Below are 13,072 nucleotides of genomic sequence, written 5' to 3' on the forward strand. Positions count from 1 at the left end.
CGGAAGAGCGAGGGGGGGGAGGCAGGGCTCGGGTGGGGGGTGGAGAACCCCACCCACACACCCCACACAGACTCCCCCACTTTTCTCGGTTCCTTTCTGTTTCCCCCTTCCCTCCCTCTCCCCCCCCCCCCCCCCCCGGAGAACGGGGCCACCACGCTCGATGCGTACCTGTGGTCGTGCTGGCGGGTCAGCCCTCCGACGGCGCCTGCGGGGCCGACGAGCCGCCCTCGACCGGGCGGCCGCCGCGGGTACGACGACGGTTGCGGTTGCGGCGGCGACGCTGCTCGCCGTCGCCCTGCTCGCCCGCACCGGACGCCGGGGCCTCGGCGTGCTCGCCGGCGCCGTCGGCCGAGCCCTGGCCGGAGCGCGAGCCCTGGCCGGAGCGCGAGCCGCCTCGGCCGCCGCGCGAGCCGCCGTCCCGGCGACCGCCGTCACGACCGCCGTCACGACCGCCACGGTGGCCGTCGCGCTGGCCGGACGAGCTGGTGCGCTTGCCCGTCTCGCCGAGGTCCTCGAGCTCCTCGGCCTCGAGGCCGCCCAGCTGCTGCTTGCTCTTGGGCAGCCGGCCCTTGGTGCCCTCGGGGATGCTCAGGTCGGAGAAGAGGTGCGGCGAGCTCGAGTACGTCTCGACCGGCTCCGGGAACCCGAGGTTCAGCGTGCGGTCGATGAGCTGCCAGCGGGGCACGTCGTCCCAGTCGACGAACGTCACCGCGGTGCCCTGCTTGCCCGCGCGACCGGTGCGGCCGATGCGGTGCAGGTAGGTGCGCTCGTCCTCGGGGCACTGGTAGTTGACGACGTGCGTGACGTCGTCGACGTCGATGCCGCGCGCCGCGACGTCCGTCGCGACGAGGACGTCGATGTGGCCGTGCCGGAACGCGCGCAGCGCCTGCTCGCGGGCGCCCTGGCCCAGGTCGCCGTGGATGGCGCCGGCCGCGAAGCCGCGGTCGCGCAGCTCGTCGGAGACCTTCGCCGCCGTGCGCTTGGTCCGGGCGAAGACGATGGTGCGGCCGCGGCCCTCGGCCTGCAGCAGGCGGGCCAGCACCTCGACCTTGTCCAGCGCGTGGGCGCGGTAGACCACCTGGCGGGTGTTCTTCACCGTCGCGCCGTCGTCGTCCGGCTCGGCCGCGCGGATGTGCGTGGGCTGCGACATGTAGCGGCGGGCCATCGAGACGACCGGACCGGGCATCGTCGCGCTGAACAGCATCGTGTGTCGCACCGCGGGAGTGCGGGCGAGGATCTTCTCGACGTCGGGCAGGAAGCCCAGGTCGAGCATCTCGTCGGCCTCGTCCAGCACGACCGTGGCCGCACGGGTGAGGTTGAGGTGGCCCTGATTGAGCAGGTCGACCATGCGGCCCGGCGTGCCGACGACGACCTCGACGCCGTTGTTCAGCATCTCGATCTGCGGCTCGTACGCACGGCCGCCGTAGATCTGCGCGATGCGCACGGAGCGCTTCTTCGAGGCGGTGGCGAGGTCGTTGGCGACCTGGACCGCGAGCTCGCGGGTCGGCGCCACGACGATCGCCTGCGGCTTGCCGGGGGCGGGCAGCTCGTCGTAGCCGGGCTCGCCGGGCGCGACGACGCGGTGCAGCAGCGGGACGCCGAAGCCGAGCGTCTTGCCCGTGCCGGTCTTGGCCTGGCCGATGATGTCGTGCCCCTGGAGCGCCACCGGCAGCGTCATCGCCTGGATGGGGAAGGGGTGGGTGATGCCGGACTCGCGCAGGGCCTCGACGATCTCGGGGCGCACGCCGAAGTCGGCGAAGGAGACGTCCTGCGCCTGGATGGCTGCGGGGGTGGAGTAGTCGGGCTCGCCGGTGGCGGGAGCCGTGGGGGCCGCGGTGGCGGCGGGTTCGGTCGTGGTCACGGGTACCTTCGTCTGCTCGTCGGCGCGCGCGAACCGAGGGGCTCCCGAACGGGCGGGTCCGTCGACGGGCCGCACCGTTCAAGGTCACACTCGTCGGGTCGCAAGGAGCGCCGAGGTGGTCGGCAGCCGATCGCGGAAGAACGTCGCTCAGGCTCGGCGGGGATCCCGCCGGGCCGCTGCGGTCGAGTCAGTGGATTGAGACCCATGGCGTGACGACCGGGCAACCGAAGTACACGTCCATGGTACGCGACGGGCGCCCGGTCGGGGTGTGACGTCGACGGTCGCCTCTATCCTGAGGCGCGTGAGCCAGCAGCAGAGCACCCCCGACCCGGCCCTGACGACGCTCGTGGGGCTCGCGGCCTACACGGAGCTGGCGGCGTTCGGCCTGCTCTCGGCCCGGTCGGTGGACGCGCCCGACCTCGCCGTCCGCCAGACCCTGGCGACGGCGGCGGGGGAGTCGCTCGGCCGCCAGGAGCGGTTGCTCGCCCTCACCGCCGCACCCGGGGCCGACGGCGCGGCCGCGGCGATGGCGCCCTTCGACGGGGTGCTCGCCGACTTCGACGCGCGCACGCCCCCGTCCGGCTGGGCGGAGGGGCTGCTCAAGAGCGTCGTGGGGCTCGGCGTCGCGCAGGACCTGTGCCGCGAGCTCGCCGCCGGGCTGCCCGGCGGTGCGGGGGACTTCGTGGCCGCCGTGGGCGAGCCTCGCACCGACGACCCCGCGACCGCCGCGCTGGCGGGGGCCGCCGCGGCGGACGGCGTGCTCGCCGCCCGCCTGGCGTTGTGGGGGCGGCGCGTCGTGGGCGAGGCGCTGGGCCTCGTGCCCGTGCTGCTCGCGGCGCACCCGCCGCTGGCCGCGCTGGCCGCCCGCGCGCGCGAGGCCGTCGACGACGGCGGCGCGTCCACGCAGGCGTGGCTCGTCTCGCGGCTCACCGCCGAGCACACGCGCCGGATGGACCGCCTGGGCCTCGCCGCCTGACGGGCGTCAGAGGGCGCCGAAGCCCACCCTGGCCTGCTCGGTGGCGCCCACCTCGACGTACCCGATCGTGGCGGTCGGCACGAGGATGGTGCGCCCCCGCGAGTCGGTGAGCTCGAGCAGCCCCCCGTCGGTGATGGCGCCGCGCACCGCGGCGGTCACCTCCTCCGCCGTCTGGTCGGTCTCGACGACCAGCTCGCGGGCCAGGTTCTGCACACCGATCGTGATCTCCACGTTGTCTCCTTCGCGAGCCGCGCCGGTCGTGCCGGCGCGCGTCTGTCGGCCGTCTCCCGGCCGTCGGTCGATCCCGGTCTCCCGGACGTCTGCTCGATCCTAGCCACGCCCGCGCGCGGGGAAGGGCCCGGGACGCGTTTGTCAGCGGAGGGTGAAACCGGCGCGTCGCGCGCCGGGGACCGGGGCCGTCGCTGGGGCTGTCGGTGGGGCTGTCGGTGGGGCTGTCGGTGGGGCATGGTCGAATCGGTCCCGTGACGTCAGCACCCCTCACCGCCGTGCGCCTCGTGGTGCCGGAGCCTGCCGTCGTCGCGAGCGACGACGTCGTGCTCGACGCGACGCAGGAGGCCGCGGTCGCGGCCGCCCTCGGGGGCGACGTCACGCTCGTGGTCGGCGCCCCGGGCACGGGGCGCACGACGGTCGCGACGACGGTGGCGGTGCGGGCCATGCGCGGCCCGGAGGACGCGCCGGGCGTCGACCCGTCGCGCGTGCTGGTGCTCGCGGCGTCGCGCCGGTCGGCCGCGAGGCTGCGGGACGAGGTGACCGCGCGCGCGGGGCGCACCGTGGGGGCCCCGATGGTGCGCACGCCCGCGTCCGCGGCGTTCGCGGTGCTGCGGGCGCGGGCGGCCGCGCACGGCGACGCGGCGCCCACGCTGGTCTCCGGGCCGGAGCAGGACCTGGTGCTGGCGGAGCTGCTCGAGGGGCACCTCTCGGGAGAGGGCACCGACCTCGTGCTCCCGCCGGGGCTGCCGGAGGAGTCGCTCGGACTGCGCGGGCTGCGCCAGGAGCTGCGCGACCTCCTGATGCGTGCGGCGGAGCGCGGGCTGGGGCCCGTGGACCTCGACGAGCTCGGCCGCCGGCACGACCGGCCCGAGTGGGTGCTCGCCGCGCAGCTCTACGAGGAGTACCTGGACGTCACGACGCTGCGCCTCGGCACCCCGGACGCGGGTGCCCGGTACGACCCGGCCGGCGTGATCGACGAGGCGGCGCACGCCCTCGCGGGCTGGGACGACGAGCTGCCGGACGTGCCGAGGCCGTCGTGGGACCTCGTCGTCGTGGACGACTACCAGGAGGCCACGGTCGCCACGGCACGGCTGCTGCACGTGCTGCACGACGCGGGCGCGCGGCTCGTGCTGCTGGCCGACCCGGACTCCGCGGTGCAGGGCTTCCGCGGCGCGTCCCCCGGACTGGTCGGGCGCGCTGCGGCCCCCGCGCGCGCCGGCGTCGTGGGGGCGTTCGACGCGCGCACCGTCGTGCTGGGCACGGCCTGGCGGCAGCCGGAGGGGCTGCGCGCGGTGACGCGGGCCGTGACGTCGCGCATCGCGACCGTCTCCGGCGCGCTGCACCGCGGCGCCGGTCCGCGGCCGGGCGTCCGCCCGGTGGAGGACGGCGAGGACGCAGAGAACGGAGCCACCGGTCACGGCTCCGACGCCGCGCCGTCGTCGGACGGGACGTCGTCGGACAGGACGGCGGGGGAGGAACCCGCTGGCGCGAAACCGTCGGGCGTGCAGGTCGCGGTGCTCGCCGGGCCGGCACAGGAGGCCGCGTTCGTGGCGCGCGAGCTGCGTGCCGAGCACCTGCTGCACGGCACGCCGTGGGAGCGGATGGCGGTCGTGGCGCGCAGCGGTGACCGGCTGGCCTCGCTGCGCCGCGACCTGGTCGCCGCGTCGGTGCCCGTGGCGCTGCTCGGCTCGGACCTCCCGCTGCGCGACGAGCCCGCCGCGGCACCCCTCCTGGCGGCGCTGCGCGTGTGCGCGGCCGGCGGCGGCGTCGACCGGCTGATCGCGGACGAGCTCGGGGAACCCGGCCCCGGCGCGGGCTCCGCCCTCGACGCCGAGACGGCGGCGCTGCTGCTCACCTCGCCGGTGGGCGGTCTCGACGCCGTGGCGCTGCGGCGCCTGCGCCGCGCCCTGCGGGCGGAGGAGCTGTCGGGCGGGGGCGGGCGGTCGTCGGACGCGCTGCTGGTGGAGGTGCTGGACGACCCGGCGCGCGCGGAGACCCTGCCGACGCCGGTGCGGCGCGGCCCCGTCGCCGTCGCGCGCGTGCTGGCCGCGGGGAGGGCCGCGGCCGCCGAGCCGGGCGCCACCGCGCAGACCGTGCTGTGGGCGGTGTGGGCGGCCACCGGGCTCGCCGACCGGTGGCGCGACGCGGCGCTCGCGGGCGGACCCGCCGGGGCGCGCGCCGACCGCGACCTCGACGCCGTCCTCGCGCTGTTCCGTGCGGCCGAGACGTACGTGGACCGCATGCCCGGCGCCCCCGTCGCCGCGTTCGTGGACTACCTCGCGTCGCAGGACCTGCCCGCCGACTCGCTCGCGGCGTCCGCGGTGGGCGCGCACGCGGTCGAGGCGCTCACCCCGGCCGGTGCGGCAGGACGCGAGTGGGACGTGGTCGTCGTGGTGGGCGTGCAGGACGGCGTGTGGCCCGACCTGCGGCTGCGTGACTCGCTGCTGGGGTCGCAGGCGCTGGTGGAGCTGCTCGCCGGGCGCTCGGACGACGCGCACGGCATGGGCCCGGAGGCTCGGCGCCAGGTGCTGGCGGACGAGCTCCGGGCGTTCGCGGTCGCCACGTCGCGGGCACGGCGCCGGCTGGTCGTGACGGCCGTGGAGGACGCCGAGGACGCGCCGTCCGTGTTCCTCGACCTCGTGGAACCGCCCGACGGCGACCGTGCGGGGGCCGAGGGGCCGGACCCGCGGCGGGTGACCGTCGGCCCGCCGCTCGACCTGCGCGGCGTGGTCGCCGAGGCGCGCGCGACCCTCGTCAGGGCGGCCGGGCACGGGGACGACGACGGCCCGGTCGGCGTCGCCGCCGCCCTGCTCGCCGACCTGGCCGACGCGGGGATCGCGGAGGCCGACCCGCGCACGTGGTACGGCGTCGCCGCGACGTCCAGCGACGCGCCGCTGTGGGGGCCCCACGACGTGGTGACGGTCTCGCCGTCCAAGGTGGAGACGGTGAGCACGTGCGCCCTGAAGTGGGCGTTCGAGTCGGCGGGCGCCACGGCACCCGACGCGACGCACCAGACGCTCGGCACGCTGGTCCACGCGATCGCGGAGGACCTGCCGAAGGCGTCGCTGTCCGAGCTGCGCGCCGAGCTCGACCGTCGCTGGCCCGAGCTCGCGCTCCCCGACGGCTGGCCGTCGCGCCAGCTGCGCCGCCGCGCCGAGCAGATGATCGAGCGCCTCGCCGCCTACTACACGGAGGCGGGCGACCCGTTGCTCGTGGAGCCGGCGTTCGAGCTGACCGTGGGCCGTGCGCGCCTGCGCGGCAAGATCGACCGCGTCGAGGACGCGGGCGACGAGGGCGTGACCGTGGCCGACCTCAAGACCGGCCGCAGCGCGCCCGCCCGCGCGAAGGCCACCGAGCACCCGCAGCTCGGCGCGTACCAGCTCGCGGTGACCGAGGGCGCGCTCGACCTCCCGCCGGGCACGCCCAGCGCGGGCGCTCGGCTCGTGTACGTCGGGACGCCGACCGTGGCGCCGACGCTGCGCGACCAGCCCGCGCTGCAGGTCGGCGAGGACGGGTCGAGCTGGGCGCGGGCGCTGGTGGAGAGCGCCGCCGACACGATGGCGGCGGGCCGATTCACGGCGCACGAGAACGACCTGTGCCCCATGTGCCCCGTGCGCCGGTCGTGCCCCGTGCAGCCCGAGGGAAGGAACGTGATCGAGTGACCGGCGACGGCACCACCGGCACCGACGGCGCTGTCGCGCCGGAGCCCGGGGACGACCGTCCCCACGGCGGCCGCGACGACCTCGCCGCGGCGTTCGCGGACGAGACGTGGGCCGCGCTCGGCGAGCCCGGCCGCGAGGCCGACCTCGGGTTCCCCGAGCTCGCCGGCGTCGGCCCGGCCTCGCCGGACGCGGTCCTGTTCGACGACGCGGCGCTCTTCGGCGACTCCGCGCTGGTGGGCGGCCCGGCGGCCGACGGCGGCCCCGGCGCGACGGCGCGCTCCGCGTCCGCGGAGCCGCGGCTGTCCGCCCGCGACATCGCCGAGCTGCTCGGGCGGCCGTCGCCCACGGACGAGCAGGTCGCCGTCATCGAGGCGCCGCTCGAGCCCGTGCTCGTGGTCGCCGGGGCCGGGTCGGGCAAGACGGAGACGATGGCGGCACGCGTGGTGTGGCTGATCGCCAACGAGCTGGTCGCCCCCGAGGAGGTGCTCGGGCTGACCTTCACGCGCAAGGCGGCGGCCGAGCTCACCCAGCGCGTGCAGTCCCGCCTCGCGCAGCTCGCCCGGGCGCAGGGGCGCGCGACGTCGGGCCTGGACCTGCTCGCCCGGCCCACGGTCGCGACCTACAACGCGTACGCGGCCGCGCTGGTCGCCGACCACGGGCTGCGGCTCGGCATCGAACCCGGCTCCCGGCTGCTGGGCGAGGCGAACCAGTGGCAGCTCGCGGCGCAGGTCGTCGAGTCGTGGGCCGACGACCTCGGCACCGACAAGGCGGTGAGCACGGTCGTCGGCGCGGTCCTGGCGCTGTCGGGCGAGCTCGGCGAGCACCTGCTCCCCGTGGACGAGGCGCGCGAAGCGCTGGCCGACGTCGTCGCCCGCCTCGACGCGCTGCCGCTCGGCCCCCGGCAGAAGAAGCGGACCAAGGAGGTCCAGGGGCTGATCGACTCGGTGGCGGAGCGGGCCCGCCTGCTCGACCTCGTCGCGGAGTACCGCCGCCGCAAGCGGGTCGCGGACTCGCTGGACTTCGGCGACCAGATCGCGTTCGCCGCCGAGCTCGCCAGGTCGGTCCCGGCGGTCGGCGCGACGGAGCGCTCCCGCTTCCCCGTGGTGCTGCTCGACGAGTACCAGGACACGTCGTACGCGCAGGTGGAGCTGCTCGCCGGGCTGTTCGGCGGCGGGCACGCCGTGACCGCGGTGGGCGACCCGCACCAGTCGATCTACGGCTGGCGGGGCGCTTCGGCGTCGGGGCTGGCCCGCTTCGGCGAGCGGTTCCGGACGCGCGCCGGCGCGCCGGCGGCCGTGCGCTACCTCAGCACGTCGTGGCGCAACGACGCGGCCGTGCTGGCGGCCGCGAACGTCGCCGCGGCCCCGCTGCGCGAGCGCGCACGGCACACCGGCACCGGCGTGGACGTGCCGCCGCTCGACCTGCGCCCCGGCGCGGGCACGGGCGTCGTGCGCGCGCACGTCGCCGCGACGAGCGAGGAGGAGGCGGAGGCGGCCGCGGAGTTCGTCGCGGCGCGCTGGCACCGCGCGACCCGCCGGGACGGCTCCGACCGGGTGACGGCCGCCGTGCTGTGCCGGGCGCGGTCGCAGTTCGCGGCCGTCGAGGTGGCGCTGCGCCGCCGCGGGCTGCCGGTGGAGGTCGTGGGCCTGGGCGGGCTGCTGTCCACGCCGGAGGTGGTGGACGTGGTCGCGCTGCTCGAGGCGGTGCACGACCCCTCGCGCGGCGACTCGCTGCTGCGGCTGCTCACCGGTCCCCGGGTCAACCTCGGTGCCTCCGACCTGCACGCCCTCGGCTCGTGGGCGTCGGACCTGGCCCGCGCCGACGGCGCCCGACCGGGCGACCGTGCGGCCGCGCCGGGCGAGGGCCCGGAGGAGGACGGCGACGGCCCCGTCGTGGTCGAGGGCGACGTCGTGGACCACCGCTCGATCGTCGACGCGCTGGACGACCTGCCGGCCCCGGGCCGCCCCGCCCGCGACGGTCGCGTGCTGTCCGCCGCGGGCCACGGCCGGCTGACGGCGCTGGCCCGGCTGCTGCGCGAGCTGCGGGGCCTCACGTACCTCTCGCTGCCGGAGCTCGTGGTGGTGGCCGAGCGCGCGCTCGGCCTCGACGTCGAGGTCGCCACGGCGCAGGTGCTCGCGGACACGCTCACCCCGGCCACCGGCCCCGGAGGCGGTGCTGCCGCCGGCGTGAGCCTGCGCGGCCGGGAGCACCTCGACGCGTTCCGCGACGTCGCCGCGAGCTTCGCGCAGTCGGCCGACGTCGCGACGCTGGGCGCGTTCCTCGCGTGGCTCGGCGTCGCGGGCGACCAGGAGCGCGGCCTCGACATGCCCGTCCGCGAGCCCGACCCCGACGCCGTGCAGGTCATCACCGCGCACGCCGCGAAGGGGCTGGAGTGGGACGTGGTGGCGGTGCCCGGGCTGGTCGACGGCGTGTTCCCCAGCCAGGCGGAGTCGGCGCAGGGGCGGCTGGACAGCGGGTGGCTCACCGACGTCTCCGCGCTGCCGTACCACCTGCGCGGCGACGCGCCCGACCTGCCCGAGTTCACCTGGGCGGAGGCCGCCGACACCAAGGACCTCGCCGCCCGGCGCGACCGGTTCCGCGCGGACAGCGGCGCGCACCGCCTCGCCGAGGAGCGCCGCCTGGCCTACGTCGCGTTCACGCGCGCCCGCCGGGAGCTGTTCCTCACGGCGCACTGGTGGGGCACGGGCAGCACGCCGCGGCGCGTCTCGCCCTTCCTCGCCGAGCTCGTCGAGGGTGGGGTGGTCGACGCGGGCGGCTGGGCCGAGCAGCCCGACCCGGCGGCGGGCAACCCCCGCGACGACGTCGAGCACGCCGCGCCGTGGCCCCCGCCCGAGCAGTCCGCGGGGGGCGGACGCGCGGACGACCCCGAGCCCGGGACCGACACCGGGCCGGGCGAGGCCCCGACGCCGCGCGACGTCCTGCGGGCGTCGGCAGCCCGGGTCGAGGCGGCGCGCGCCGACCGTGCGCGCAGGGACCCCGCGAGGCCGGAGGGCGGCGCCGCGACCGGTGTGCTGCGCGACGCGGCGGGCCGCGACCTGGTGCTGCTGGCCCGCACGCTGCTCACGGAGCGAGGGGAGCGGGGGTCGCGCGAGGTGGAGCTGCCGGCGCACGTGTCGGCGTCGGGCCTGGTCCGGCTCGCCGGCGACCGCGCCGGGTTCGCGCTCCAGCTGCGCCGTCCGGTGCCGCAGGAGCCCACCGTGCACGCCCGCCGCGGCACGCACTTCCACGAGTGGGTGGAGCGGTTCTTCACGTCGTCGTCGCTGGTCGACGTCGACGACCTGCCCGGCGCCGAGGACGGCGAGATCGCGCCCGACGTCGACCTGGAGACGCTGCGGCAGCGCTTCACGGAGTCCGCGTGGGCGTCCCGCACCCCGCTCGCGGTCGAGGTCGACGTCGAGACGCCGGTGGGTGGCGTCATGCTGCGCAGCCGGATCGACGCCGTGTTCCCCGACGACGACGCCCCGCCCCCCGCCGAGGGCGAGGCGCCGGCGGTCGTCGTCGTGGACTGGAAGACCGGGCACGAGCCGCGCGACGCGGGCGCCCGCTCCGCCCGCGAGGTGCAGCTCGCCGTCTACCGGCTCGCGTGGTCCCGGTACGCCGGGCTGCCGCTCGACAAGGTGTCCGCCGCGTTCGTCTACGTCGCGAGCGGTACCACCGTGCGCCCGCGCCGCCTGCTGGACGAGGCCGAGCTGGAGGCGCTGGTGCGGGGCGAGCCGCACCAGCGGTAGGCCTCACCAGCGGTAGTCGAGGAACTTCCCGTCGAGGGTCACCACCACGCGGTCGCCGTCCGGGTGGGCGCGGCGGGCGATGTCGACCTGGAAGTTGATCGCCGACATGATGCCGTCGCCGAACTCCTCGTGGATGAGCTCCTTGAGCGCCGGCCCGTACACGGCCAGCGCCTCGGTGAACCGGTAGATGGTCGGGTCGGTGAGCACCGCCTCGTCGCGCACCCGGTACGGCTGCAGCCGCATGGCCTCGGCGACGTCCTCGCCCAGGCCGAGCAGCGTGCAGGCCGCGGACGCCTGCTCCGCGCTCATCGGGTGGTTGCCGAGCAGCGCGGCCGTCGTCCAGACGACCGGTGCGCCGACCTCGTCGGCGATCTCCTGCCAGGTGAGGCCGGAGCGGAGGCGGGCGGTGACGACCTGCTCGGCCGCGGCGGCCTTGGTCATGATCGGGTCCACGGGTGTCCTTCGGTCGGAGGGAGGTCTGGCGTCGACGTGGTGCGGCGGGTCAGCCGACCGGCGCGGCCACGCGGTCCTCGGCGACGGGCTCGGCCGGCGCGGGACGACGGCGCTCGGGCCGGGTGCGGTAGTGCGTGAGGTAGAGCGGCAGGCCGACGAAGGTCAGGCCGCCGACGAGGTTGCCGAGCACGGTCGGGATCTCGTTCCACACGAGGTAGTCCATGACGGTGAAGTCACCGCCGAGCAGCAGGCCGGACGGGAACAGGAACATGTTCACGACGGAGTGCTCGAAGCCCATGTAGAAGAACAGGAACACCGGCATCCACATCACGACGGCCTTGCTGATCGTGTCCTTCGACATGAGGAAGGCGACGACGCCGGTGGAGACCATCCAGTTGCACAGCACGCCGCGGACGAACAGCGTGAGCATGCCGGCCGCGCCGTGGTCGGCGTACCCGACGGTGCGCCCCTCGCCGATGTGCCCGAGGGCCTGCCCGATCTCGTTGGGCGGTGTGGAGAACCCGTAGGTGAAGGTGATCGCCATGAGCACGGCCACCGTGAACGCGCCGGCGAAGTTGCCGCAGAACACGAGGCCCCAGTTGCGCCACATGCCGGCCCAGGTGGCGCCGGGGCGGCGGGCGATGACCGCGAACGGCACCAGCGTGAAGACGCCGGTGAGCAGGTCGAAGCCCATCAGGTACAGCATGATGAAGCCGATCGGGAAGAAGGCCGCACCCAGCAGCGGGTTCCCGGTGTTCGTCGAGATGGTCACCGCCATCGCGGCGGCCAGCGCGAGGATGGCCCCGCCCATGAACGAGCGGATGAGGGTGTCCCGGGTGGACATGAACAGCTTCTTCTCGCCGGTGGCGATCATCTGCGAGACGAAGTCCTGCGGCATCACGTACGACATGGCGGACCCTTCGGCGGGAGTGGAGGCGCTGGTGTGCCGCCGAGTCTCGTCGTCGCAGGTTGTGGCCACGTCGCCACGACGTTGAGGTCGTGTTTCGGTACCTCCCGAAGCCGTGAGCCCGGGGTTTCGCCGACCTCGCAGGCCGGGTCGAAGGGCTGTGAGACCGGCGGCTGCGAGACCGCCCCCTCGCCCTGGTCAGGCGGGGGCGTCCTCGCGGGTGGCCTCGTCCAGGTCGGCCAGCATCGCCTCGGCGTCGGCGACGACGTCGTCGAGCCCGCGGCGGACGCCGTGCAGCAGCCAGCGGGCCAGCGCGAGCTCGCCCACGAGCAGCGCGCGGTCCACGAGGCGCGCGTCGTGCAGCTCGGTGCGGCGCAGCTGGTAGGCCTCCATGATCGAGTCGACCGCGTCCGGCGGGGCGGCGACGAGGAGCCAGGCGAGGTCGTCGGCCGGGTCGGCCACGCGGGCGTCGGACCAGCCGCTGATCGCGGTGACCCGTCCGCCTGTGACGAGCATCTGGTCGGTGGCGAGGTCCCCGTGCACGACGACGGGCTGGAAGCGCCACAGGGCGACGTCCTCCAGGGCGGCCTCCCAACGGCGCAGCAGGGTGGGCGGCACCTTGCCGGTCGCGGCGGCCTCGTCGAGCTCGACCAGGCGGCGCTCGCGGTACTCGGCCGCGGTGTACGACGGCAGGCCGCACGACTCGACCACGGACGCGGGCAGCTCGTGCACCGCGGCGAGGGTGCGGCCGAGGTCGGCGGCGAGGCCGGGCCCGGGGCGCAGGGCCTCGAGGTCGAGGGCCGTGCCGGTCACGTGCCGGTGCACGACGGCGCGCCCACCCTCGGGCAGCAGGGCGAAGCCGGCCACCTGCGGGACGGTGAAGGGCAGCACGCCGGCGTCCACGTACAGGTGCAGCGCGTCGAGGAGCTCGGTCTCGGCCTCGAGGGCGGCCCCGGCCATCGTGGTGCGGGGGGCGCGCACGAGCCAGTCGACGCCGTCGTCGGCGGTGACGACGGCGACGTCGTAGTCGCCCGGGAGCTCCTCGGGGCGGACCGAGCGGGCGTCGAGGCCCGGGACGGCGGCCGTCGCGAGGGCGGCGAGGGCGAGCGGACTGCGTGGCACCCGCCCACCGTAGACGGTGCCGGGTCCCGCCCGGGAGCACCGCCGCGCGCGTGTCCGCCGACGTCCTGCGCGCCGTCCCGCCCGGCGCGCGCCCGTCGTCAGGGCGGGCAC

General features: G+C 76.5%; 8 protein-coding genes. 3 read left to right on the forward strand and 5 right to left on the reverse strand.

The features are described from left to right. Window positions 1-187: 187 nt before the first annotated feature. Window positions 188-1,861, reverse strand: a complete 1,674-nt coding sequence (locus ACFVS0_RS05475) for a DEAD/DEAH box helicase (protein ID WP_430587383.1) — start codon at window positions 1,859-1,861, stop codon at window positions 188-190. A gap of 301 nt (window positions 1,862-2,162) precedes the next feature. Here ACFVS0_RS05475 and ACFVS0_RS05480 point away from each other — a divergent pair, with 301 nt between their 5' ends. After that, on the forward strand, window positions 2,163-2,837 hold the full coding sequence (locus ACFVS0_RS05480; protein WP_430549547.1) for a ferritin-like fold-containing protein: 675 nt from the start codon (window positions 2,163-2,165) through the stop codon (window positions 2,835-2,837). Window positions 2,838-2,843: 6 nt separating this feature from the next. Here the strand turns inward: ACFVS0_RS05480 and ACFVS0_RS05485 are convergent, their stop codons facing one another. Then, window positions 2,844-3,068, reverse strand: coding sequence for a DUF3107 domain-containing protein (locus ACFVS0_RS05485; protein WP_430549548.1), 225 nt, complete (start codon window positions 3,066-3,068; stop codon window positions 2,844-2,846). Window positions 3,069-3,319: 251 nt separating this feature from the next. Here ACFVS0_RS05485 and ACFVS0_RS05490 point away from each other — a divergent pair, with 251 nt between their 5' ends. After that, the gene (locus tag ACFVS0_RS05490) at window positions 3,320-6,730 is read left to right on the forward strand and encodes a PD-(D/E)XK nuclease family protein (protein ID WP_430587384.1); all 3,411 of its coding nucleotides are present in this window, start codon (window positions 3,320-3,322) and stop codon (window positions 6,728-6,730) included. After that, window positions 6,727-10,479 (forward strand): UvrD-helicase domain-containing protein, encoded by a 3,753-nt coding sequence (locus ACFVS0_RS05495; protein ID WP_430587385.1) that lies wholly within the window; start codon window positions 6,727-6,729, stop codon window positions 10,477-10,479. The genes ACFVS0_RS05490 and ACFVS0_RS05495 overlap by 4 nt, the downstream gene beginning before the upstream one ends. Window positions 10,480-10,482: 3 nt before the next feature. Here the strand turns inward: ACFVS0_RS05495 and cynS are convergent, their stop codons facing one another. The 3 genes from cynS to ACFVS0_RS05510 form a co-directional block, all read right to left on the reverse strand. Then, window positions 10,483-10,932 (reverse strand): cyanase, encoded by a 450-nt coding sequence (gene cynS / locus ACFVS0_RS05500; protein ID WP_430587386.1) that lies wholly within the window; start codon window positions 10,930-10,932, stop codon window positions 10,483-10,485. Window positions 10,933-10,981: 49 nt separating this feature from the next. Continuing rightward, complete coding sequence (locus ACFVS0_RS05505; protein WP_430549552.1) at window positions 10,982-11,842, reverse strand: formate/nitrite transporter family protein; 861 nt, start codon at window positions 11,840-11,842, stop codon at window positions 10,982-10,984. A gap of 195 nt (window positions 11,843-12,037) precedes the next feature. Continuing rightward, a complete protein-coding gene (locus tag ACFVS0_RS05510) occupies window positions 12,038-12,961 on the reverse strand; it encodes a macrolide 2'-phosphotransferase (protein ID WP_430549553.1) in 924 nt (307 codons plus the stop codon). Window positions 12,962-13,072 lie beyond the last annotated feature (111 nt).

Source organism: Isoptericola sp. NPDC058082 (genome assembly GCF_042885055.1).
GTDB lineage: Bacteria > Actinomycetota > Actinomycetes > Actinomycetales > Cellulomonadaceae > Isoptericola.